Raw genomic sequence first — 22058 nt, 5'->3', positions numbered from 1 at the left:
TCCACGAGTGAAACGAAAGATTGGGTAGTCGTCCTAGTGTCGGCGCAGGTAGAGCCGCTGCGATTGCTGGACGGTGCGAGAATAACCCGCATCTGAGCTGGAAGCAAGGAGCACCGCTTATTCGCGTGTTACCCCGAAAGCGCGTGGGCGGGAGTCTCCGCGTTCCAACGCACACCGTCCCCGACCGACATTTCGGTCACCGTGAACCCGTTGGCGGCGCCGTACTCGAGTACCTCGGTCGGCAGAGCCGATCCGTCGGTCAGCGCAATCACTGCTGGTCCAGCACCGGACAGCACCGCTGCAATTCCAGAACGTCGCAGCATCGTGAGATATTCCGCCGACGCCGGCATCGCGGGGGCGCGCTGAGCCTGGTGCAGCCGGTCACCGGTCGCCTCCAGAAGCAGATCGGGCCGTTGGGTGAGCGCCACCACCAGCATCGCCGACCGCGCCAGATTGAAGCGGGCGTCGGTATGACTAACCTGCTCGGGCAGCAATCCTCTCGTGGCCGCTGTCGACGAGCGCGTCTCGGGGATCGCCGGGAACAGCCGGATATCGGGGTGCAACTGCAGATGGGCCGCGTCATAACGCGCCGGGTCGCTGCCGTCGACGGTCCAGGACACCACCGCCCCGCCCAGCACGGCAGCCGCCGCGTTATCCGGGTGGCCCTCGAACTCCGAGGATAGCTGCACCAACTGATCGAGCGTCAGCTCGGGCGAATCACATTGCACGGCAAGTCCATTGACCACCGCCAGGCCGCCCGCTGCGGCCGCCGCAGAAGATCCGAGACCTCGCGAATGCGGAATGGCGTTGCGGCAACGGACCTTCAGCCCGCCCGCCCGCAATCCGGCGGCAGACAGCCCGCGCTCGATTGCCCGCACCACCAAATGCTCCGAGCTCAGCGGAACCTGACCCGCCCCTTGCCCCTCGACATCGATGACCAGACCGGAATCGATTGTCTCCACCACGATTTCGTCATAGAGGCTGAGCGCCAGACCGAGGCTGTCGAACCCCGGTCCCAGGTTGGCACTGGAAGCGGCAACAACGGCACTGGCCCGCAACCCGGCCGGCAGAGTCTTGGTCACCAGAGAATCCGACCGTCAGCCCAGACCGAGCTTCGCGACCACCGCGGCGGGGTCGACCGGGATCGGGGTCACCTCGGGCATACCCTTGAGTGCGGTGTCCGGGTCCTTGAGTCCGTTACCGGTGACGGTGCACACCACGGTGGATCCGGGCTTGACCCAACCGTCTTCGATCGACTTGAGCAAGCCGGCGATGCTCGCCGCCGACGCCGGCTCGACGAACACGCCTTCGGCCGCGGCCACCAATCGGTAGGCCGCCAGGATCTCGTCGTCGGTGGCGGCCAGGAAGCGTCCTTCGGACTGCTCCTGGGCTTCGACCGCCGAGTTCCACGATGCCGGTGAGCCGATACGGATCGCGGTGGCAATGGTCTCCGGGTTGGTCACCGGGTGCCCGCTGACCAGTGGCGCGGCACCCGCGGCCTGGGTACCGAGCATGCGTGGCAGCCGGTCGGACAGGCCGTCGCGGTGATACTCGCGATAGCCGCGCCAATAGGCGGTGATGTTTCCGGCGTTGCCGACCGGCAGCGAATGGACGTCCGGTGCGGTGCCCAGGACGTCGATGATCTCGAACGCGGCGGTCTTCTGGCCCTCGATGCGGACCGGGTTGACCGAGTTGACCAGGGCGATGGTCGGGTAGTCCGCGGTCAGCTTACGGGCCAGCTCCAGGCAATCGTCGAAGTTGCCTTCGACCTGAATGATCTTGGCGCCGTGCATGACTGCCTGGGCGAGTTTGCCCATCGCGATCTTGCCCTGCGGGATCAGCACCGCACAGGTGATGCCGGCGCGGGCCGCGTAGGCCGCCGCCGATGCCGAGGTGTTGCCGGTGGAAGCACACAGCACGGCCTGCTGGCCGCGGGCGATCGCATCGGTCACGGCCATGGTCATGCCACGGTCCTTGAACGAGCCGGTGGGGTTGAGCCCCTCCACCTTCAGATGCACCGTGCAGCCGGTCTGCTCGGACAGTCGCTTGGCGTGGATGAGCGGGGTACCGCCCTCCAGCAGGGTGATCGGCGTCCAATGGTCCTCGACCGGCAGTCGGTCCCGGTAAGCGGCGATCAGTCCCGGCCATGCCTGGTGCACCGGTCCGGTGGCATTTCCCGTCGCATCGCTCGCCCCGCCGGTCATGCTGTTGCCCCTTCCATACGAAGCACGCTGTTGATGTTCTGTACGACATCGAGTTCGGCCAGCGCCTCGACGGTTTTGGACAACGCGGCATCGGTGGCCCGGTGGGTGACCACGACGATGCGGGCGCCGCAGAGTTCGCCCTCGTCGTCGGTCATCCCCTCCTGGCGGACCTCGGCGATGCTGACCTCGTGCTTGCTGAATTCGGCGGCCACCGCGGACAACACACCCGGGCGGTCCTTGACGTTCATGTTGACGTAGTAGCGCGTCGGGATGGCTCCGATGGGTGCGATCGGCAGTTTGGCGTACTTGGACTCGCGTGGCCCCCGGCCACCCTGCACGCGGTTTCGAGCGGCCATCACCAGATCACCCATCACCGCCGACGCGGTCGGCGCGCCTCCGGCGCCCTGACCGTAGAACATCAGCCGACCGGCCGCCTCGGCTTCGACCACCACCGCATTGAAGGCACCGTTCACCGTTGCCAGCGGATGATCCATCGGAACCAGCGCCGGGTACACCCGCGCCGAAACCCGTTGTTTGCCTTTACCGCTGGTGAGCCGCTCGCAGATCGCCAGCAGCTTGATATTGCAGCCGAGCGCCTTGGCCGACTCGAAGTCCTCGGCACTGACCTTGGTGATGCCCTCGCGGTAGACGTCGTCGGCGGTCACCCGCGTGTGGAACGCAATGGAGGCGAGGATGGCCGCCTTGGCTGCGGCGTCGTAGCCCTCGACGTCGGCGGTCGGGTCGGCCTCGGCATAACCCAATGCGCTGGCATCGGCCAGCGCACTCTCGTACGAGGCGCCGGTGTCGTTCATCGCCGACAGGATGTAGTTGGTGGTGCCGTTGACGATGCCGGCGACCCGCAGCACCGTGTCACCGGCCAGCGACTGGGTCAGCGGACGGATCACCGGGATCGCACCGGCCACCGCCGCCTCGAAATACAGGTCGACACGCGCCTTTTCGGCGGCCTGGGCGAGCTCTCCGGTGGACTGGGCCATCAACGCCTTGTTGGCGGTGACCACCGACTTGCCCTGCTCCAGTGCGGCCATGATGGCCTTGCGGGCGGGCTCCACCGGACCCATCAGCTCCACCACGATGTCGACGTCATCACGGGAGACGAGTGCCTCGATGTCGTCGGTGAGCAGCTCGACCGGGACACCGCGATCCTTGGCGACCCGGCGCACTCCGACACCGCGCAACTCCAGCGGGGCGCCGATCCGCGCCTCCAGGTCGGCGGCGCTCTCCTCGATGATGCGCACCACCTCGGTGCCGACGTTCCCGAGGCCGAGCACCGCTACGCCGATGGCCTTTTCACTCATTACCCACCTCCAAGCTCAGAAGATCCTCGACGGTTTCCCGGCGCAGGATCAGCCGCGCACTTCCGTCCTTTACCGCGACCACGGCCGGGCGCCGCAGCAGGTTGTACCGGCTCGACATCGAGTAGCAGTACGCGCCGGTGGCGGCGACGGCCAGCAGGTCCCCCGGCGCCAGGTCGTCGGAGACCCAGGTGTCGCGCACGATGATGTCGCCGCTCTCACAGTGCTTTCCGACGATGCGCGCGAGCACCGCGGCGGAGTCGCTGACCCGCGAGACCAGCCGGGCGTCGTACTCGGCGTCGTACAGGGCGGGCCGGATGTTGTCGCTCATCCCGCCGTCGACGCTGACATAGCGCCGGTGCTTGTCGGCCGAGATGGCCACGTCCTTGACCGTCCCGACCTCGTAGAGCGTGATCGTGCCCGGTCCGGCGATCGCCCGGCCCGGCTCGACCACCAGGGTGGGGGTGGGCAACCCGACCGCGGCTGATTCGTTGCGGACGATCGCGGTGAGCTTGTCGGCCAATTCCTGCATCGGCGGTGGGTCGTCGTGCGGCAGATAGGAGATACCCAACCCACCTCCGAGATCGAGAATGTCCATCTGCGCGGTCTTCTCGACACCGAACTCCGCGACGACATCGCGGAGCAGGCCGAGCAGGCGGCGCGCGGCGATCTCGAAGCCGGACACGTCGAAGATCTGCGAGCCGACATGGCAGTGCAGGCCGACCAGGCGCAGGTTCTGGGTGGCGAAGACCCGGCGGACCGCTTCCATCGCGGCGCCGCTGGCCAGCGACAACCCGAACTTCTGGTCCTCGTGTGCGGTGGAGATGAACTCGTGGGTGTGTGCCTCCACACCGGGGGTCACCCGCACCAGCACGTCCTGGACGACGCCCGCGGCGCCCGCGACGGCCTCCAGCCGCTCGATCTCGATCTCGGAGTCCACCACGATATGCCCGACGCCGGCGTTCACCGCGGTGGTGAGCTCCTCGACAGATTTATTGTTGCCGTGCACGGTGATTCGCTCGGCAGGAAAGTCGGCGTGCAATGCGACCGCGAGCTCGCCGCCGGTCGCGACGTCCAATGACAGACCTTCCTGGTGCACCCAGCGCGCGATCTCGCTGCACAGGAACGCCTTGGACGCGTAGTGCACATGCTCCCCACCGCCGAACGCCGAGGCGATCTCGCGGCAGCGGCCGCGGAAATCGTCTTCGTCGATGACGAACAGCGGGGTGCCGAAGCGCTCGGCCAGATCGGTGACCGACACACCGGCCACCGTCACCACGCCGTCGGCGCCGCGAACCAGGCTGCGCGGCCACACATTCGGGGCGAGCAGCATGATCTCGTCACTGGTGCCGGGTTTGGGCGGCACCGCGGTGCCGGACTGTGCGCTCACATCCGCTCCGGCGCGCTGACGCCGAGGATCGTCAGACCGTTGGCGATGACCTGACGGGTGGCCTCACACAGCGCCAGCCGCGCGGCGTTGAGCTCGCCGGGGGTCTCGTCGCCCTGGGGCAGCACTCGGCAGGAGTCGTAGAACCGGTGGTAGTCCCCCGCCAGGTCTTCCAGGTACCGGCATACGCGGTGCGGTTCCCGAAGCGACGCAGCGGTTTTGAGAATCCGACCGAACTCACCGAGGGTCCGCATCAGGGTGGCCTCCCGGTCATGGGTCAGCAGGTCGAGGTGCGCGGTGTCCGCGCTCAGCCCCAGTTCGGCTGCGTTGCGCGCCAACGCGGACAGCCGCGCGTGCGCGTACTGCACGTAGTAGACCGGGTTCTCGTTGGACGCCGATGACCACAGTGCCAGGTCGATATCGATCGGGCTGTTCACAGAGGACCGGATCAGCACGTACCGGGCGGCGTCGACGCCGATGGCGTCCACCAGGTCATCGAGGGTGATGACGGTGCCGGCCCGCTTGCTCATCCGCACCGGCTGGCCGTCGCGCACCAGGTTGACCATCTGCCCGATCAGTACCTCGACGGTGGCCGGGTCGTCACCCAGGGCGGCGGCCGCCGCCTTGAGCCGGGCGATGTAGCCGTGATGGTCGGCGCCGAGCATGTAGATGCACAGCGTGAAGCCGCGCTCGCGCTTGTCCAGGTAGTAGGCGAGGTCGCCGGCGACATAGGCCGGGTTGCCGTCGCTCTTGATGACCACCCGGTCCTTGTCGTCACCGAACTCGGTGGTGCGCAGCCACGTTGCGCCGTCCTTCTCGTAGATGGCGCCGTTGTCGCGCAGCCTGGCGATCGCCTGGTCCACCCGGCCGGAGGTGTGCATCGAGTCCTCGTGGGTGTACACGTCGAAGTCGGTGCCGAACTCGTGCAGCGAGGATTTGATGTGGGTGAACATCAGGTCCACGCCGATCGAGCGGAACGTCTCCTGCTGCTGGTCGGCGGGCAGGCTCAGTGCGCCGGGTGCCTGGGCCATGATCGCGGCGGCGATGTCGTTGATGTACGTCCCGGCGTAGCCGTCCTCGGGTGCGGGCTCGCCCTTGGCGGCGGCGACCAACGAGCGGGCGAACCGGTCGATCTGGGCGCCGTGGTCGTTGAAGTAATACTCCCGGGTGACCCGGGCGCCCTGGGTGCTCAGCAGCCGGCCGAGCGCGTCGCCGACGGCCGCCCAGCGGGTGCCGCCGATGTGGATGGGGCCGGTCGGGTTCGCCGAGACGAATTCCAGGTTGATGTTCTGATCGGCCAGATCGGCGCAGTGGCCGTAGTCGCCCGCCGCGGTAAGCACGTTGGTGACGACCACCCCCTGCGCGGACGCCTCGATGCGCAGGTTGACGAAGCCGGGGCCGGCGATCTCGGCGGCCGCGATGCCGTCGGCGTCGGCCAGTGCGGCCGCCAGCCAGCCGGCGAGCTCGCGCGGGTTGACCCCGACCTTCTTCCCGAGTTGCAGGGCCACGTTGGTGGCGTAATCGCCGTGCTCAGGGTTGCGCGGGCGCTCGACGGTGATCGTCTCGGGCAGCGCGCTGGGGTCGAGGCTGTGCTCGGCCAGGACCGCGGCGGCGGTGGTCTTGAGCAGGGCAGCCAGGTCGGCAGGTGTCACGAGGGACCATCCTATGGTGCGGGGTACCCAGGTCCCGAATCCATTACCGCTTGGAGATGGGTTAGGCTATGCACGCCCAACGGCGCAGCATCCTCTGCTTGCGCCCCCGTAGCTCAGGGGATAGAGCGTCTGCCTCCGGAGCAGAAGGCCGCAGGTTCGAATCCTGCCGGGGGCACCACCTTTGTGCAGTAGCCAAGCGGCTGGCCGCAGATCCGGGTATCAGCCGCGGTGTGCGCGTCCACCTGGCCTTGTTGCCGGCCTATCTGGCCTTGCCTTTCGACCTTATACCCGACGTCATCCCCGTGCTGGGATACGCCGATGACGCCATCATCGCGGCTCTCGTGCTGGGCTCGGTGACGCGCCGCGCCGGGCCCGAGGCTGTGTCGCGGCATTGGCCCGCACCCCGGCCGGCCTGGCCGCGGTGCGGCGCCTGTGCAGCTTGCCCCGAGGCCGGATAGGCCGCGTGCCGCCCACCATGACACGAAGGCCTACACGCGCTACTCTGTCTGTAACGATCCTTACAGACAGGAATCCGGATGCCGCCGACGCAACGTCAACGCCAGGGCGAGGACTCCCGCGAGCTGATCCTGGACGCGACCGAACGACTGATGGCCACCCAGGGCTACGCGGCGACCTCGATCAGCCACATCCGCCGGGAGACCGGCCTGCCCGCGAGTTCGATCTACTGGCACTTCGGCTCCAAGGAGGGTGTGCTGGCCGCCGTCATGGAGCGCGGCGCGCAACGCTACTTCGCGCAGCTTCCCCGCAGCAGCGGTGATATCGAGGCCCAACGCGCCGCCGCCGCGAAACTCATGGTGGCCAATCCGGATTTCTTCCGGCTGGTGTACATGCTGTCGCTGGAGCGCAGCGACGACCCCGCGGTGGCCGCCGCCGTCCGCCGAGTCCGCGACACCGCGATCGCCGGATTCGCCGACGTGATCCGGCCGCTGCTCCCCGACGACCTCGCCCCCGACAGGGCCGAACACATCGTCGCCGAACTGGCCGCCGTCGCCACCGCGATGTCGGACGGCATCTTCTTCGCCGACCACCTCGAACCGGACAGCACCGACGTCGACCGGATGTACGTGCGGTTGATTCAAACCATCCAGGCCCTGATCCCAATCCTCTTGGAGGAAAAATGAATAACCGATCGGTGATCATCACCGGAGCCAATACCGGCCTCGGCCTCGAATGCGCCCGGGCGATCCTGGCCCGCGACGAGTCCTGGCACATCGTGCTCGCCGTCCGCGACGTGTCGCGGGGCGCGGCAGCCGTCGCCGAGCTCGGCGCCCCCGACCGCTGCACAGTGCTGGCCTGCGACCTGGCCTCGTTGGCTTCGGTGCACGCCTTCACCACCGCCGTTGCCGCGGCGGGCCTGCCTGCCTTGCACGCCGTGGTCTGCAATGCCGGCTTGCAGGTGGTCTCGGGCCTCCAGATGACCGCGGACGGCGTGGAGATCACCTTCGGGGTCAATCACCTCGGACATTTCGCGCTCATCGAGGGCCTGCGCGCGCAACTGGTCGCGCCCGCCCGGATCGTGATGGTGGCCAGCGGAACTCACGATCCGAAGAAGTTCACCGGTATGCCACACCCGCGCTACACCACCGCCGAGGCGCTCGCGCATCCACAACCCGACGAACCGGTCGACGGTCGCCGTCGTTACACCACCTCGAAACTGTGCAATGTGCTCTACACCTACGAACTCGACCGACGCCTCGACCACGGCGGCGCGGGAATCACCGTGACGGCATTCGATCCGGGACTGATGCCCGCATCGAGCCTGTCGCGCGACTACACACCACTGCAACAGGTGGTGTGGCGCACGGTTTCTCCGCTACTGCGCGCGCTGCCCAATGTGAACTCCCTGACGACCTCCGGCACCCGGCTGGCCGCGCTGGCCATCGACCCGCGGTTCGAGGGGGTCACCGGCGAGTACTTCGAGGGCGCCAAGCCGATCCGGTCCTCGGCGCAGTCCTATGACACGGCCCTGGCCCGCGATTTGTGGGAGACCAGCGCGCGCCTGACCTACGGCAACATCACCCGGTAGCTCCGCGGCCATTCCTTGCCGCTGATCAGGTACTCCGACCCGGCGATGTGCGCGATACCGCTGACCACCTGCCGCGGATTGCGTTGAGCCGCGGGCCACAGGCCTGAGACATCGGCCACCAGGTTCACCACGCCGGTGCCGGGATCGATCCGCACGAAGGTGTCGTCCGGCCACGCGGCGGCCCAGACCTGCCCGTCGACACACGCGAGTTCGTTCAGCCCGGCCTGCGGCTGACCGTCGCGGGTCACCCGGATGCTGCCGGTCTCGGTGAACGATGGGTCGAAGAACCGCAGGCGGTCACCGCCGTCGCTGGCGACGAATCTGCCGCCGTCGTGACACAGCCCCCAACCCTGGCCGGCGACCGGCACTTCCCGGCGCGGCGTGAACGACACCTTGTCCCATTCGATCGCCACCCCGTCGCGGTAGGTCAACTGCCAGATGCTCTCGCCCACAACGGCGATGCCCTCACCGAAGTAGTCGTTGGGCAAGGGCACCGACCGGATCACCGCACCGGTCTGCGGATCGACCTGCCGCAGTTCCGATTTGCCCACCTCCCCGGTGGCCTCATACAGGTCGGGCCCGTCGAACTCCAATCCTTCGCTGTAGGCGCCGGGGTCATGGGGCACCGCCGCCAGCACGGTGGGCACGATGACGGGGACGGGCTCGGCCCGCGCAACCGGGGCGCAGATCACCGTCGCGGTGAGAACCAAAGACGTCAGCACCGACCGGGAAGCAACTCGCCACATGGCTCCGTTCTACCCTGCGGCATTCGCGCGCGCTCGAAGCATCGCCGACAACACCCCCCGCCGCTACGATCTGCTCATGTTTCGCATCGACGGGATCAACGGCGAGAGCATCGTCATCGATGGTGTGTGGGTGGAAAAACTGCGGGCCAACAACTCGATCGGACGCAATCCCGCCGACAAGTACGCCGGCACCGACGTCAAGGAGTTCAGCCGCCGCAAGAAACTGTTCGGCGGCGACCGTGAGGAGCTTCTACAACTCACGATCTCGGTCGGCACGTTCTATTCGTTGATGGTTCCCGCCGAGAAGCGCGCGGAGGTCGACGCGCTGCTCGCCGAACTCGATGCGGCGCGCGAGCGCGCGACGTCCTGACCGCCCCGAACCGGGGCTAGGTCCACTCCGCGAGCACACGCAGCTTGCCGGCCTTCACCCCGGCCTCCTTGCGCAACCTCTTGAGCTCCGGCGCGAAGGCGTTGCGGTCGTTGTCCTGGAAGTTCAGCGGGAGCACCAACGCACTGATCAACTTGGGCTCCAGAAACCACGGCTCGGGATGCAGCACCCAGGACACTGCGGCGTTCTCGGCCATCCACTGGGTCAGGACCGCCTCGCCGCCGGCGAAGGTCTGCCGCTTGCCCGAGCCGATCCGGCGCAGCGCGAACCCGAGCTGCTCGCCGAGCAGCACCCCGAGCGACTTGCGCAGCGTGGACCCGTCCGCCCCGGCATTACCCGCTCCGAAGTGATAGCGGATGCGCTTGCGCAGATCCTGGGGTGCGCGCGGCTTGCCATCGGCCCGCGGCGGGCCGGGGCTGATCCCGACGTAGAGCAACGTCCACCCGTCACGCTGTTCGCAGCCGGCCACGTCGATACCGCCCGGGATCTCGCGGAACCACCACCCGTAGGCGCCGGCCGCGGCGGGCACGACGTCCAGGTCGGCGAATACCTCGTCTCGCGTATGTAGCTGAGCGGCAAGGAAATTCGCGACCGCGGCAGCATTCTTCTTCGCGGATATCGACTCGGCCATGTCCCTCAGCCTAGCCGCCTAGACCGAATCGCCACCCACCGCGTTGATCGCCTGGCTTTCCGCGATCACCTGGGTGATCACCGCGACCACCGGTTTGGGGGTCCAGTCCTCGCGGAAGAGACCCATGGTGGCCTGATCGGGGAAGTCGTGCCCGTAGTCGGCGATGGTGTGGATGAACGCCGGCCCGGCGAACTCCAGGCTGCGCCACGCCCGCAGGAAGTCACCGACATACGCGGCCTGGACGGCCTCACCGCCCTCGGAGGCCGGCTGTCCGTACTCGGTGGCCCAGATCTTCTTGTGTCCGTCACCGTGGGCGACCATCACCTCGTACAGCTGTTGGGCCTGGGCGAACGGCACCCCGGCGTGTCCCTGCTGCGCCGAGAACGGCATCGAGTACAGGTACGGGTGGAACGCCAGCGCATCGAAATACCCGGCCGCGCCGGCGGCATACATCTGGGACAGGTAGGTCACCGGGTTGATCGCCGGGCCGCCGGGCACTTCGGCCACCGCGGCCACCGATCCGCCGATCACGGTGGCGTCCGGGTCGGCCGCCTTGATCGCGGTGTAGGCGACCTTCAGCAGAGCGGTGTAGGCCGCCGCGTCCGGACCGGGCTCCCAGAAGCCGTCGTAGTTGGGCTCGTTCCAGATCTCGTAGTCGGCGATCTTGCCCTGGTAGCGGGTCGCCACCGCGGAGACGAAATCGCCGAACGCCTCGATATCGGCCGGTGCCGCGGTATAGATCTGCTGGCCCGGGACCGCGGCCCAGTCCGGTGTGGTGTTCAGCGTGGCGAGCACCTTGATGCCCTGGGCGTTGGCGCTGTTGACCATCCGGTCCACCGCGGCCCAGTCGAAGGTGTCATCGACGGGCTCGGCGCCGGCCCAGGGCAACAGGATCCGAATGGTTTCCACCCCAGCGGCTTTCAGCAGCCCCAGTGCCATATCGGTGTCGGTCTGCGAATAGAAGTACATCTGCTGGGTGTTGACCGCGACCGTCGTGGCCCGCTGGTCGATCGCCGTTGTCGACGGTGGTGCGATGGTGACATGCACTGTGGCCGTGCTGATCCCGCCGAAGCTGTCGGTGATGTCGACCACGAAACTGTCGGTGTCCTCGCCGGCGGTCACCAGCGCGCGGTAGCGCGCGTCGACGTCGGGGGTGTAGACGAAGCCTCCCGCCGCGCTCACCGTGACCACACCGAAGGCCGGGCCGCTGGCCAGGCGATAGGTCAACGCGTCGCCGTCCGGGTCGGTGGCGGTGACGACGCCGGTCACGCTCCCGATGGCCGTGGACGTATCCGACACTGTCCCAGCGCCATTGGTGGGCGCCGCGTTGTCCGCCGGATTGGCGACGATCGTCACCTTGAGCGTCTTGGTGACGACCCCGCCGAAGCCGTCGCTGACGGTGAAGGTGATGGTCTCGGATTTGGTGGCGGAGCCGGCCCGGGGCTTGGAGGCCGCCAGCCGGGCCGCCGCGGTGGGTGTGTAGGTGAACGAGCCGTCGGCGTTGAGGGTGACCGTGCCCTTGTTGGTCTTGCCGGCACTGTAGCTGAGCACATCGCCGTCGGCGTCGACGGCGCCGACCGTCCCGGTGATCACCCCCGAACGGGGTTGAGTGGCAGTGACACTCGTCGCGACGGCGGTGGGCTTGGCATTGGGCGCGCCGATCTTGACGTTCACCGTGACCGGGACGACGCCGCCGTGGCCGTCGTCGACGGTGACGGTGAAGGTGTCGCGTCGGTCCTCGTAGGCCGCGCCCGGTGCCCGTGCGGCGGCCAGTGCCGCGACGCTGGGCGTGTAGGTGAACACACCCGACCCAGTCATCTGGACCACGCCCTTGGCCGGCTGCCTCGCGGTGAACGTCCGCTTGTCGTTGTCGCCGTCGGCGGTCTTGATGGTCACCTTCACCGCACCCGTCGACGCACTCGGGCTGCCGATCGATGTGGTCACGGTCGGCACCTTGTTCGCGGGATCGATGGCGATGGTGATGGTTTGGGTCACGGTGCCGTGGCGGCCATCGGAGACCACCACGGTGAACGAATCGGTGGTGACGGTGTCGGGCGCTCCGGGCACGGACGCGGCGTGCCGGGCAGCGGCGGTCGGCGTGTAGGTGTAGGTCCCATGTGCGTCGAGTACGAGCTTGCCCTTGCCCGGCTTGACGGTCACCTGGTAGGTCAGCGGATCACCGTCGAAGTCGACGACGCCGACCTTGCCCGTCATCGCACCCGTCGCGGGGTTGGTGACGGTGTAGTTCGGGTCGCTGGAGAAGGGCGCAACATTCGACGGGACCAGCGACAGCGCGTGCACCGAGCCGTTGTCGAGATCGGTGACGAACATCTGGGTGCCGTCGGGGCTGATCCTGAGGACGGGTTGGGCCGACACCACGCCGATGGTGGTCACCCCGAGCACCGATGAATCGCGAGTGCTCAGCGCCGCGACCATCCCGGTGGACGTGGTGACCATGGCGGCCGAACCGTCGTTGGTCAGCGCGATACCGGAGAGCGGATGTCCCACATTCAGCGTCGCGACCGTTTTCGTCAGCATGCTGTAGACGGTCAATCCGCCGCCCGCATCCACGGCGTACACGTTCTGCGAAGCAGAGTTGTACGCCAGACCCGTTGGCGCAAAAGCGATATCGGCCAACAGTGTCGCCGTGCTCGCGGTGGAGGAGAACCAGGAGATCTGGCCACCACCGGCGGCCTGCGCGCCGCCGACGAAGATTCGCTTACCGTCGGCACTCACCGCGAGCTCGGTGGGCGTGAGCCCCGGGGCGAGCTTGACCGTGCCCGCGGCCCTGTTGGTGGCGGTGCTGATCTTGGTGACGCTAGCACTGGTGCCGTTCGCGACGTAGACCACGCTGCCCGCCGGGTTGATGCTGATCGCAGTGGGATTGGCGACGGTGATGGTGGCCTTCTTGGCACCGGTGGCGGTATCGATGACTGTGACCGTGTTGCCCGTCGAACTCGCCACATAGATCCGGGTGCCATCGCGCTTGACCGCGATGCCATCGGGTGCGCCACCGACCTGATAGGTACCGACGAGGGTGTTCTTGATCGTGTCGTACACCGTGACGGTGCCGGAGTCGCGATTGGTGATGTAGGCACGGGTGTTGGTGGCCGCCACCGCGCTCGGACCGCCCGCACCGGGGTACGCCGCGCTCTGGTAGAACGGCGACGGACTGACCGGGATGCTGATCGGTACCTCGACGGTGTTCACCGCGTCGGTCACCCTGAGGGTGATGGCGACGCTGTCGTCACCGGGGCTCGTCGAGGCGGCGAAGCGCTGCGCCGTGGTGGGCGTGTAGGTGATGGTCGCGGTCTTGGCGTTGTAGGCCACCGTGCCCTGCACCGGGACGGCCGGCGGCACCACCGCCACGGCGACCTTCTTGCCCTCGGGGTCAGCGGCGACCAGCCGCCCGATCACGGTCCCCGTCGTCGCGTCCGGCCTGCCCCAGATCACCGTGGCCGTCGGTGGGGCGTTCGGCACCGCCGCGGCGACGGTGTGCGCGGCGGAGATGCCCGCCACGTCCTGCTCGAGTTGGCCCACCTGGCGCCGGGCCGCCCCCAGCAGCACCCAGGCCAGCGGCGAGTCGGTGGACCCGCCGGGCAGCACGCCGAGGACCGTGGACAGCACCGGCCGCACCACCCTGCCGATCAGGTCGCCGACCGCCTGCACCGGGTTCGCCACGACCGGTCGCGCGGCGAGCGTGGCGGCCACGGTGGTGACCGGGGCCGGCGTCGCGGTGACCGTCGCGGGGGTGTCGACCGCCGCGCCGCCGTCCGGTGCCGCGACCTCCGCCGTCGGCTCGGGCCACGGGCGTTCGGCGGTTCGGCGGACTGTCATGGCCGTATCGACGGTGCGCACCCGGGTGGCGGCGGTCCGCTTCTTCTTTCGCGGCGCCCCCACCTCGTCCCCGGCAGGTGCCGCGACCGACCGCGGCGCGCTCGTCGGAGTCCTCGGGCCGACCGTCGACGCATCCGGCCCGGGGATGCTCGCCGGTGTGGCGGTGCCGGTACCCGGTTCGGTCTCCGCCGCCGACGATGACGTCGTCGTCGGATCCTCGGGCGCGGCCCATGCCGTCGTGGGCGTGCCCACAGCGGCTCCGATTCCGAGCGCGACGGCCAGCGCACCGACCCGCCCGATATGGCTGGCGTACCGCACTTGCATTCGCACTCCCGGTTGCCCGTTCGGCTGGCGCTCAGAAGGCCCGGTCCTTGCGAAACGGAAGCAATTGCCGCGAAGTGTAACGCCGCTCACAGCGCCCGGAATCGTGTTTGCGAAACGTGCGTCAATTCGGTCGGCCCGGCGGGGCAACCAGGAGCCGGCCAGGAATCACCGCACCACCGCGCGGCAAACCGGATCGTTCCTGTCAGTTAGTCGGTCGCCGCCTGTGAAGTGGTTGGGAATCGTCGTGCTGACCGGGCGTTTCAGCCGCCGCGACACTAGCGTTTTGAGCTGTCAGTCCCGACCGGGCTACCAGATCAGAGGACAGCAAGATGACCGCCACCAAGAAAATCACCGCCCTCGGAATCGGGTCGTTCGCCGTCACCGCGGCGTTCCTGAGCCTCGGCAGCGCAGTCGCGAACGCGGATGTCGAGGAGGTCGCTCCCACGCCGCAGGTCACCAGCCGTCAGGCGCTGCTGATCGATGACAATTCGCTGCGGGTGGCCGACTACGGGGATGCGCGCGGTCTGGGCGAAACCCGCAACGCCGATATCGGCGTGGTGTCCGCCCAGGGCGAGGTTCGCGACTCCACGAAGGCCATCGTCGGCTCGAAGTCTGCGCCGTTCAACCTCGAATCAAACGGATCGTTCGTGTTCGATCCGCCGATCGGCGCGTGGTGATCGGCGCCCGCTAGGCCCGCCTGCACCGCACTACCGTTCCAGCACCGGCGATCGGGCCGATTCAGCCCAGATCGGCGATCACCTCGGCGACGCGGTGCACCTGCTCGATGTCGTCCGAGGTCGGGATCAGGTGCACCTCGTCGGCGCCGATGTCCTCGAAACGGCGCAGCACGGCGAGAAGTTCGTCCTGGCTGCCCGACCATCCTGTGGTCGGGGCGATGGCGTCGACGAACTCCTCGGGGATCCAGTTCATATACCGCAGCAGATGGTGGCGGACCTGCGCGCGGGCAGCCTCCGGCTCGCCGATCGCAAACCAGAATGACGTCGCCAGATGCGGTTTCGGCTTACCCGCCGCATCCCAGGCCTGGCGGGCCACGTCGAACAGGGCGTTCTGTTGGTCGGTGTCGAGATCCAGCGTGGTGCCGGCCAGCCCGGCCGCCCAACCCGCCGCGCTACGCACCGTCTTGGGTCCGAGGGTGCCCACCAGCAGCTCCGGGCCACCGGGCTGTACCGGCGGCGGCCCTACCGGCAGCACCGACTCGGTGACCTTCTCCCCCGCCCACACCCGCTTCATCACCGCGACCCGCTCGGCCATCGCGCGCATGGTCTGGGTGGCGGTATCGGCGCCGACGGCGTGGTAGTCCTCGTGGCGGCCACCGACGCCCAGCCCGACCGTCAGCCGGCCGCCACTGAGCACATCACCGGTGGCCAGCGATTTGGCCAACGCCACGGGGTCGTGCAGTTGCGGCACCACCACGGTGGTCACCAACCGCACCCGATCGGTCCAGGCCGCCAGCGCACCCAGCAGTGTCATCGCGTCGGGATTGTCGAACGCGATGCGCTCACCCCAGCACAGCGACGAGAACGGTCCCTCGTCGATGGCCCTCGCCCACGTCTTGAGGGTGGCCGCGTCCAGGTCCGGTTCCATCACCGGCATCGTCATTCCGACTTTCACGTCGGCGATTCTCACACGTGCCGCACAGTGCCAGGATGAGTTCATGGCGATCCCCACCACATCGATTGCGCACGTGCGCCTGACGGTCACCGATATCGAGCAGTCCCGGCGTTTCTACGACAGCGTGTTCGGCTGGCCGGTGCTGGTCGAGGTGCCCGCCGGCGCCGACGCCGCCACCAGAGCGGCGCTGGCGTTCCTCTACGGCGGGGTCATCTACGACCTCGGCGGCACGCTGATCGGCCTGCGGCCGGTCGGCACCGACCGCTTCGACGAGGACCGCACCGGCCTGGACCACCTGTGCTTCCGGCTGACCAGCAGGACCGAACTCGAGGCCGCCGCCGCCCATCTGGATTCCCTGGGTATCACGCACGAACCCGTCAAGGACATCGGGCCCGCCTACGTGCTGGAGTTCCGCGACCCCGACAACATCGCCCTCGAGCTCACCGCGCCGACCCGAGCGGGCGGGGGTTAACCCCCACCAAGCTCGCGGGGAAACGCGGTGTCGCGCGAGGGCGTCAGTCCATAGGTTGGTCACATGGTCGCCATCACGTCCAGTGCCCCCGCCACCGCCGTAGCGGAGACTGAACCCCGACAACGCTTCCGCCATCTCGGCATCGTCCCGACGGCGTCGATGATCACCGGCGCCTTCCTGGCACTCGTGTGGTTCTGGATTCCCCTGGGTATCTTCGTCATCGGCATCTCGTCGATCCCCTCGATCATCGGGTTCCTGCTCGCCGCGGTGGTCTTCATCTACCTGATGCGCGGTGTGGAGTGGATCGAACGGGTGCGCAGCGAAGCGGTGTTCGGTCTGCAGATTCCGGTACCTCCGCGGGCGCTTTCGCACTACACCGGGTTCCAGCGCTGGGCCCACCAGCTGTGGCTCGACATCAGCAGTGCCCGGTTCTGGAAGGCGGCCGGGCAGCACTACCTGCGGATGACCTACGACCTGTTGGTCACCGGGCTCACGGTGGGCCTGTTGGCGTTCGCGTTCCTCGGCCCGGCGGCGGCGCTGGCCGCGCAGCGCAGCGACGAGGACGCCGGCCTGCGATTCCTCTCACCCGCGTTGAGCGTGGTTCTGGCGGTCGTCGCACTGGCCGCCGCCGCGGCGATCCTGGTGTTCGCGCCGGCCATCGACGCCCGGATCGACCGCTGGCTGCTGTCGGCCTCACCGACCGCGGCGCTGCAACACGAGGTGAGCGCGCTGTCCCGGGCTCGTGCCGGCGCGGTCACCTCGGCGCAGACCGAGCGTCACCGCATCGAACGCGATCTGCACGACAGCGTGCAACCGCGCCTGGTGTCCCTGGCCATGACGATCGGGCTGGCTCAGACCAAACTGGACAACGATCTGCCCACCGCCCGCAAGCTGATCTCCGAAGCTCATGATGACGCGATGAGCGCGCTGGCGGAGTTGCGCAACGTGGTCCGCGGTATCGCACCCACCATCCTGGCCGACCGCGGACTGGACGCGGCCTTGTCGGCGGTGGTGCAACGAACCGAGACCTCTGGTGTACCAACGACACTCGACATTCATTTGCCGGCTCGGCTGCCCGAGGAGGTCGAGGCGTGCGCCTACTTCGTGGTCGCCGAGGCATTGACGAATGTCGCCCGGCACGCCAACGCCACTCAGGCAATCGTGACCGTTCGGGCCGACGAGGTCGCGAACACCCTGCACGTCTCGGTCTTCGACGACGGGCGCGGCGGCGCGCATATCGACGCCGACGAGGATTCGACGGGGTTGCGCGGCTTGGCCGAACGGGTGCGCGCGGCCCGCGGGACGTTCTCGGTGGCCAGCCCCGCCACCGGCCCGACGATCGTGACGGCGGTGCTGCCATGCGCATCGTGATCGCCGAGGACTCCGCACTGCTGCGGGCCGGTATCGAACGCATCCTCGCCGATGCCGGGCACGAGATCGTGGCCGGCGTACCGGATGCCACCGAACTGCTGCGCATCGTCAACGAGCAGAAGCCGGACCTGGCCATCCTGGACGTCCGGATGCCGCCGACCTTCACCGACGAGGGCATTCGCGCCGCGGCACTGCTGCGCTCGCAGAACCCCGATTCGCCGGTCCTGGTGCTCTCCCACTATGTGGAGGAACGTTACGCCGCTGATCTGATCGCCTCGGACACCAAGGGTTTCGGCTATCTGCTCAAGGACAGGATCGCCGATGTTCCCGCATTCCTGGATGCCGTACGGGTGGTCGGCGCCGGCGGCACCGTGCTCGACCCCGAGGTCGTCTCCCAGATCCTGGTGCGCTCTCGCCGGCGCGCGACACTGGACGCGCTGACACCACGCGAGCAGGAGGTGCTCCAGCTGATGGCCGAGGGCAAGACGAACTCGGCAATCGGTGCCGCACTTCATATTTCGGTCGGATCCGCCGAGAAGCACATCGCCTCGATCTTCACCAAATTGCAGCTGGCGCCCGACGACAGCGAGAACCGGCGGGTCCTCGCCGTTCTGCGCTACCTCGAATCCTGATCCGTGCCGACCCGAGAGGGAACCACATGACCACCACACTCACTGCCCCCGGGCCGCCGCCGGTATCCCCGGGCGGACGAACCGCCGTGCGCGCGGCGCTGGTGATCGCGGCCACCGCAATCGTCGCGGTCACCGTGGCCCTGCTGTCGGCGGCGGCCTGGGGCCTGAGCTCACTTCGCCTGGTGACCGATCACCAGAACCTGCCCGCCGGCATGCGCACGCTGACGGTCGACACCGCCGGCGCACCGACGGCCGTCCGGATCGTCACCGACCGGGACGCCACCGAACCCAGGATCGACCTGCGGATGGTGACCACCCAGCGCGACGACCGCGACGAACTTGCGGTCACCAGCAGCGGCGACGACACGCAGATCCGCGTCGACGCGCAGCCCGGAATGCTGTCGTTCGGTGACCCGGGCGAGATCACCATCACGGTCCCGCCGGACCTCGGCAGACGGCTCGCCGTGACGGTGCGCCAGGAAACCGGGCTACTCATCGCCGATGCCGATCTCGACGTACTCACCGCCACCAACACCGACGGTGCGGTGCTGCTGAGTGGCACGGTGCGCCGCATCGAAGTGCGTGGACGCGACAGCGAGGTCCATGCCCGCCGCGCCGTCTCGGTCACCGAGTCATTCATCGCCGAGACCAGGGATGGGGACGTCCAGATGCGGTTCGCCGAGGTGCCGTCGCAGATCGAGGCCAGCACCCGCGACGGGGACATCGACATCGCACTGCCGGAGCCGGGCCCCTATCTGGTGCGGGCGCAGTCCGGTGACGGCTCGGCCAGGGTGCGGGTGCCGCAGACCACCGATGCGGCGCGGGCCAGTGCGACGGTCACCGCGACCACGCGGAACGGCGATATCTCGGTCGACCCGCTGCGGGTCATCGATCGGTGATCCGAGGGATCGCCGCGGCCGTCAGGTAGCCGCATGCCCGCGGGCGGACTCCTGATTGCGGTAGTCGCTGGCCAGCATGGCCACATGAGCGGGCAGTGCTCCGACGGCCACATCGGCCAAGCTGGTCTCCTCCAGCACCGAACGCATGCTCGCCCGCAACGCCCGCCACACGTCGGTCAGCGCTGCCGTGGGTCCGGAATACGGCAGATCGCCCAGGCCGATGTCACGGACACTGGCCAGTGGCCCGTCGATGCAGCGCAGCACGTCGGCGATGCTGATATCGGCGGCCGCGCGGGCCAGCTCATAGCCGCCGTCGCGACCACGGTGGCTGCGCACCAGTCGGTCGGTCCTCAGGTCGGACAGGATGTCGACCAGGAACTGCGCCGGGATGCCCTGCGCCTTGGCCAGATCGTCGGTTTTGACCAGTTCACCGCCCTCGACGGTGGCCAGCTCGATCATGGCGCGGACGGCGTACTCCGCCTTCGCCGACATCCGCATAGTGCGAATTGTGCCATTGCGGGCGCCCCGATCAGCGAAGTGGCGGCGCGACGTTGCGCAGCGGGCCGATCATCCCCTGCACCGAGGCGGGCTCCGGGATGGCCGGGTCACAATCCGGCGCGCGTTGCGGGGTGCCGTAGCTGACGGTCAGCGGCACCACCCCGGCCCAGGCGCCGCCGGCCACATCGGACTCCGCATCCTCGGGCCAGCCGGCGCTGACCTTCAGTGACCAGTTGTCCGCGCCGATCGGCAACCGCAGCGCCAGGCTGGCCGCCAGTTCGCGGGTGGTGCTGGGCCGCAGTTCGGCAACCCGACCCGGGATGAAGGCATCGGTCAGCGCTTCGAGATAGCGGTTCTTCTCCGCGTCGGGGACGACGGTGAACGTGCCGAACAGCGTCGCGCTGCGGTAATGGAAGGAGGATTCGAACCCGCTGCGCGCCACCATGACTCCGTCCAATGCGGTCACCGATACCGCGGCCTGCGCACCGGCCCCCAGGGCGCGCATCCACGGCGAACCGGTGGAGCCATGGATCACCAGTTCGTCACCGACACGGCCGAACCCGGTCGGGAAGGCCACCGGGTGCCCGTCGCGGATCAGCGCGACGGTGGCCAGCGGCGTGCTGTCGAGCAGGTCGTCGAGTCCGGCACGATCCGTGCGTTGCTTCTCGCGAAGCCTGCTGACACGGGTGGATGGACGCTCGGTGTTCACGACGACCAGCTTGACCGGTCCGACGCGGTTGTGCACGGCAATTTCGCGGCCATCACCGGCGCGCAGCGAGATCGGGTGGCGCCGTGAGATCCGCATCGGACCATCGCGCCGCCGACGCATGGCCGAGCAGGAGTTTGAGGTAGAACACCGGCGCGAACCATGGCGCCGCCCCCGAGGAACCGAGTGCGCGGTCCAGCGCCACCCCGCCCACCGTCGTCAGCACCCCGAGCGGGCGACGATGCCGGGGCCATGCGCGGATCACCACGGTCGCTGCCAACAGATAGCCGTAGTGCGTGGCCGCCCACACCGCCGCGTCACTCCTGTCGCGGCGGTCGATCCACGCGCAGACCACCGGATGCAGATGCGCAGCGGCGAATGCCAGGTGATCGCGCCCGGTCTGGCCGGATCGTTCGTACCAACGCGCGCATGCCCTGGTGTTGTTGGCCCACGCGCCACCCCACAGGTCACCGGCCAGCCCGTCGAGCACCAGCTCGTGGGTCTTACTGAGCTCGTGACGGGACAGCCGGTGCGCCGCCAGCCCGCCCACCGCCCCCAGCGTCAGCGTGACGGAGTTGTCGATGCCGCTGGCCTCCGGCCCGACGAAGGCGTGCCAGCGTCGCAGGACCAGCCGCCGCACTCCGTGCACCGTTCAGTCCGGCACGGCGGCGGCATCGGGGACGACGACGGCAAACAGGTCCGAGAGCGCCGCGAGGCTGGCCGCCTGCAGCGCGGCCGCGGACACCGCGCCGCCGACACCGGGCAGCGACCGGGTCGCGGTGGCCGCGGCGACGACGGTCGGGGCGTAGCCGAGGTTGAACGCGCCGCGCGCGGTGGAGTTGATGCACATGTGCGTCATGAAACCGGCGAGCACCAGGTTGGTCGCGCCGACGGCTTTGAGGCGTTCGTCGAGATCGGTCTGGACGAACGCGTTGGGGAACTGCTTGACGACCACCGGCTCACCGTCACGCGGGGCGACCGATCCGACGATGGCGCCCACCTCGGCGGTGATGTCATACGGCGTTCCCGGTCCGTCGTTGTGCTGGATGTGGATGATCGGGATGCCCGCGCTGCGGGCCCGCTCCAGCAGGGTGGCCGTTTCCTCGAGCGCGGCCTGCACACCGTCGAGCTCCATCACCCCGTAGGTGTACGTGTTCTGACAGTCCACCAGGACCAGCGCCGAGTCTCGAATCGACGGCGGCGTGGACGGCAGATCGGCCAGGTGGCGCAGGGTGGGACGGCTCATCCGGCCAGCGTAGTTGGGCTTGCCAGAACGGCAAGGCCCCGTCATGCACGGCTCGCCTGCGCGACACTTGAAC

At 68.5% G+C, this 22058-nt stretch carries 22 protein-coding genes and 1 tRNA gene; 10 read left to right on the top strand and 13 right to left on the bottom strand.

Going from position 1 to position 22058, the window contains the following annotated elements; translation table 11 throughout:
• Positions 1-128 precede the first annotated feature (128 nt).
• From thrB to argS, 5 genes are read right to left on the bottom strand one after another with little or no spacing between them, the layout of a single operon-like run.
• Positions 129-1082: a homoserine kinase gene (thrB, locus tag A7U43_RS10635; RefSeq protein ID WP_067994543.1), complete on the bottom strand. Its 954-nt coding sequence runs from the start codon at positions 1080-1082 to the stop codon at positions 129-131.
• Positions 1083-1097: 15 nt separating this feature from the next.
• A complete protein-coding gene (gene thrC / locus A7U43_RS10630) occupies positions 1098-2204 on the bottom strand; it encodes a threonine synthase (protein ID WP_067994540.1) in 1107 nt (368 codons plus the stop codon).
• The gene (locus tag A7U43_RS10625) at positions 2201-3520 is read right to left on the bottom strand and encodes a homoserine dehydrogenase (RefSeq protein WP_067994537.1); all 1320 of its coding nucleotides are present in this window, start codon (positions 3518-3520) and stop codon (positions 2201-2203) included. The genes thrC and A7U43_RS10625 overlap by 4 nt, the downstream gene beginning before the upstream one ends.
• Positions 3513-4850: a diaminopimelate decarboxylase gene (gene lysA, locus A7U43_RS10620; protein WP_197500047.1), complete on the bottom strand. Its 1338-nt coding sequence runs from the start codon at positions 4848-4850 to the stop codon at positions 3513-3515. Before lysA ends, A7U43_RS10625 begins: the two co-directional genes overlap by 8 nt.
• 53 nt (positions 4851-4903) lie before the next feature.
• Positions 4904-6556 (bottom strand): arginine--tRNA ligase, encoded by a 1653-nt coding sequence (gene argS / locus A7U43_RS10615; protein ID WP_067994532.1) that lies wholly within the window; start codon positions 6554-6556, stop codon positions 4904-4906.
• A gap of 102 nt (positions 6557-6658) precedes the next feature.
• On the opposite strand from argS, the gene A7U43_RS10610 reads away from it, so the two are divergent.
• The 4 genes from A7U43_RS10610 to A7U43_RS10600 all read left to right on the top strand — a co-directional run bounded on the left by A7U43_RS10610 (position 6659) and on the right by A7U43_RS10600 (position 8603).
• Positions 6659-6734: transfer RNA gene (locus A7U43_RS10610), tRNA-Arg, on the top strand.
• Positions 6735-6786: 52 nt separating this feature from the next.
• A complete protein-coding gene (locus A7U43_RS29120) occupies positions 6787-7014 on the top strand; it encodes a YkvA family protein (protein ID WP_197499995.1) in 228 nt (75 codons plus the stop codon).
• A 78-nt stretch (positions 7015-7092) separates the two neighbouring features.
• Positions 7093-7698: a TetR/AcrR family transcriptional regulator gene (locus A7U43_RS10605; protein ID WP_156525886.1), complete on the top strand. Its 606-nt coding sequence runs from the start codon at positions 7093-7095 to the stop codon at positions 7696-7698.
• The gene (locus A7U43_RS10600) at positions 7695-8603 is read left to right on the top strand and encodes an SDR family NAD(P)-dependent oxidoreductase (protein ID WP_067994526.1); all 909 of its coding nucleotides are present in this window, start codon (positions 7695-7697) and stop codon (positions 8601-8603) included. The genes A7U43_RS10605 and A7U43_RS10600 overlap by 4 nt, the downstream gene beginning before the upstream one ends.
• Here the strand turns inward: A7U43_RS10600 and A7U43_RS10595 are convergent.
• Positions 8582-9349 carry a glutaminyl-peptide cyclotransferase gene (locus A7U43_RS10595; protein ID WP_067994523.1) on the bottom strand — a complete coding sequence of 256 codons (768 nt, stop codon included), beginning with the start codon at positions 9347-9349 and terminating at the stop codon, positions 8582-8584. The two genes, A7U43_RS10600 and A7U43_RS10595, sit on opposite strands and share 22 nt — an antisense overlap.
• Here A7U43_RS10595 and A7U43_RS30320 point away from each other — a divergent pair.
• Positions 9252-9719, top strand: a complete 468-nt coding sequence (locus A7U43_RS30320; protein WP_231963781.1) for a hypothetical protein — start codon at positions 9252-9254, stop codon at positions 9717-9719. The two genes, A7U43_RS10595 and A7U43_RS30320, sit on opposite strands and share 98 nt — an antisense overlap.
• A gap of 16 nt (positions 9720-9735) precedes the next feature.
• Here the strand turns inward: A7U43_RS30320 and A7U43_RS10585 are convergent, their stop codons facing one another.
• Both A7U43_RS10585 and A7U43_RS10580 read right to left on the bottom strand, forming a co-directional pair.
• A complete protein-coding gene (locus tag A7U43_RS10585) occupies positions 9736-10368 on the bottom strand; it encodes a GIY-YIG nuclease family protein (RefSeq protein ID WP_067994521.1) in 633 nt (210 codons plus the stop codon).
• 18 nt (positions 10369-10386) lie between these two features.
• Positions 10387-14529: an Ig-like domain-containing protein gene (locus tag A7U43_RS10580; RefSeq protein WP_067994519.1), complete on the bottom strand. Its 4143-nt coding sequence runs from the start codon at positions 14527-14529 to the stop codon at positions 10387-10389.
• Between the two features lie 329 nt (positions 14530-14858).
• Between A7U43_RS10580 and A7U43_RS10575 the strand changes: the two genes are divergently transcribed.
• Positions 14859-15206, top strand: coding sequence for a hypothetical protein (locus A7U43_RS10575; RefSeq protein ID WP_067994517.1), 348 nt, complete (start codon positions 14859-14861; stop codon positions 15204-15206).
• Between the two features lie 61 nt (positions 15207-15267).
• Here the strand turns inward: A7U43_RS10575 and A7U43_RS10570 are convergent, their stop codons facing one another.
• Complete coding sequence (locus A7U43_RS10570) at positions 15268-16149, bottom strand: LLM class flavin-dependent oxidoreductase (protein ID WP_068002397.1); 882 nt, start codon at positions 16147-16149, stop codon at positions 15268-15270.
• Between the two features lie 55 nt (positions 16150-16204).
• On the opposite strand from A7U43_RS10570, the gene A7U43_RS10565 reads away from it, so the two are divergent.
• The 4 genes from A7U43_RS10565 to A7U43_RS10550 all read left to right on the top strand — a co-directional run bounded on the left by A7U43_RS10565 (position 16205) and on the right by A7U43_RS10550 (position 19535).
• Positions 16205-16633 carry a VOC family protein gene (locus A7U43_RS10565; RefSeq protein WP_067994514.1) on the top strand — a complete coding sequence of 143 codons (429 nt, stop codon included), beginning with the start codon at positions 16205-16207 and terminating at the stop codon, positions 16631-16633.
• Between the two features lie 63 nt (positions 16634-16696).
• Positions 16697-18004 (top strand): sensor histidine kinase, encoded by a 1308-nt coding sequence (locus tag A7U43_RS10560; protein WP_067994511.1) that lies wholly within the window; start codon positions 16697-16699, stop codon positions 18002-18004.
• Positions 17992-18636: a response regulator transcription factor gene (locus A7U43_RS10555; protein ID WP_067994508.1), complete on the top strand. Its 645-nt coding sequence runs from the start codon at positions 17992-17994 to the stop codon at positions 18634-18636. The genes A7U43_RS10560 and A7U43_RS10555 overlap by 13 nt, the downstream gene beginning before the upstream one ends.
• A 26-nt stretch (positions 18637-18662) precedes the next feature.
• Positions 18663-19535, top strand: coding sequence for a DUF4097 family beta strand repeat-containing protein (locus tag A7U43_RS10550; protein ID WP_067994505.1), 873 nt, complete (start codon positions 18663-18665; stop codon positions 19533-19535).
• A gap of 21 nt (positions 19536-19556) precedes the next feature.
• Here the strand turns inward: A7U43_RS10550 and A7U43_RS10545 are convergent, their stop codons facing one another.
• The 4 genes from A7U43_RS10545 to A7U43_RS10530 are packed head-to-tail and all read right to left on the bottom strand — an operon-like array spanning position 19557 to position 21985.
• Positions 19557-20033, bottom strand: coding sequence for an Rrf2 family transcriptional regulator (locus tag A7U43_RS10545; RefSeq protein ID WP_067994502.1), 477 nt, complete (start codon positions 20031-20033; stop codon positions 19557-19559).
• Between the two features lie 31 nt (positions 20034-20064).
• Positions 20065-20838, bottom strand: coding sequence for a pyridoxamine 5'-phosphate oxidase family protein (locus A7U43_RS10540; RefSeq protein WP_082902085.1), 774 nt, complete (start codon positions 20836-20838; stop codon positions 20065-20067).
• Positions 20795-21379 carry a hypothetical protein gene (locus A7U43_RS10535; protein WP_156525885.1) on the bottom strand — a complete coding sequence of 195 codons (585 nt, stop codon included), beginning with the start codon at positions 21377-21379 and terminating at the stop codon, positions 20795-20797. The genes A7U43_RS10540 and A7U43_RS10535 overlap by 44 nt, the downstream gene beginning before the upstream one ends.
• 12 nt (positions 21380-21391) lie before the next feature.
• A complete protein-coding gene (locus tag A7U43_RS10530) occupies positions 21392-21985 on the bottom strand; it encodes a cysteine hydrolase family protein (RefSeq protein ID WP_067994499.1) in 594 nt (197 codons plus the stop codon).
• Positions 21986-22058: the final 73 nt, after the last annotated feature.

The organism is Mycobacterium adipatum, from assembly GCF_001644575.1.
GTDB lineage: Bacteria > Actinomycetota > Actinomycetes > Mycobacteriales > Mycobacteriaceae > Mycobacterium > Mycobacterium adipatum.
The sequence above is the reverse complement of the archived record's forward strand: the minus strand, read 5'-3'. Positions and strand labels throughout refer to the sequence as shown.

Coding starts and splice junctions, on each gene's coding strand:
- thrC (WP_067994540.1), bottom strand. CDS start 2,204: ATGACCGGCGGGGCGAGCGATGCGACGGGAAATGCCACCGGACCGGTG.
- A7U43_RS10625 (WP_067994537.1), bottom strand. CDS start 3,520: ATGAGTGAAAAGGCCATCGGCGTAGCGGTGCTCGGCCTCGGGAACGTC.
- lysA (WP_197500047.1), bottom strand. CDS start 4,850: ATGCTGCTCGCCCCGAATGTGTGGCCGCGCAGCCTGGTTCGCGGCGCC.
- A7U43_RS10605 (WP_156525886.1), top strand. CDS start 7,093: ATGCCGCCGACGCAACGTCAACGCCAGGGCGAGGACTCCCGCGAGCTG.
- A7U43_RS10600 (WP_067994526.1), top strand. CDS start 7,695: ATGAATAACCGATCGGTGATCATCACCGGAGCCAATACCGGCCTCGGC.
- A7U43_RS30320 (WP_231963781.1), top strand. CDS start 9,252: ATGACGGGGACGGGCTCGGCCCGCGCAACCGGGGCGCAGATCACCGTC.
- A7U43_RS10595 (WP_067994523.1), bottom strand. CDS start 9,349: ATGTGGCGAGTTGCTTCCCGGTCGGTGCTGACGTCTTTGGTTCTCACC.
- A7U43_RS10585 (WP_067994521.1), bottom strand. CDS start 10,368: ATGGCCGAGTCGATATCCGCGAAGAAGAATGCTGCCGCGGTCGCGAAT.
- A7U43_RS10580 (WP_067994519.1), bottom strand. CDS start 14,529: ATGCAAGTGCGGTACGCCAGCCATATCGGGCGGGTCGGTGCGCTGGCC.
- A7U43_RS10575 (WP_067994517.1), top strand. CDS start 14,859: ATGACCGCCACCAAGAAAATCACCGCCCTCGGAATCGGGTCGTTCGCC.
- A7U43_RS10570 (WP_068002397.1), bottom strand. CDS start 16,149: ATGACGATGCCGGTGATGGAACCGGACCTGGACGCGGCCACCCTCAAG.
- A7U43_RS10565 (WP_067994514.1), top strand. CDS start 16,205: ATGGCGATCCCCACCACATCGATTGCGCACGTGCGCCTGACGGTCACC.
- A7U43_RS10560 (WP_067994511.1), top strand. CDS start 16,697: ATGGTCGCCATCACGTCCAGTGCCCCCGCCACCGCCGTAGCGGAGACT.
- A7U43_RS10555 (WP_067994508.1), top strand. CDS start 17,992: ATGCGCATCGTGATCGCCGAGGACTCCGCACTGCTGCGGGCCGGTATC.
- A7U43_RS10550 (WP_067994505.1), top strand. CDS start 18,663: ATGACCACCACACTCACTGCCCCCGGGCCGCCGCCGGTATCCCCGGGC.
- A7U43_RS10545 (WP_067994502.1), bottom strand. CDS start 20,033: ATGCGGATGTCGGCGAAGGCGGAGTACGCCGTCCGCGCCATGATCGAG.
- A7U43_RS10540 (WP_082902085.1), bottom strand. CDS start 20,838: ATGCGGATCTCACGGCGCCACCCGATCTCGCTGCGCGCCGGTGATGGC.
- A7U43_RS10530 (WP_067994499.1), bottom strand. CDS start 21,985: ATGAGCCGTCCCACCCTGCGCCACCTGGCCGATCTGCCGTCCACGCCG.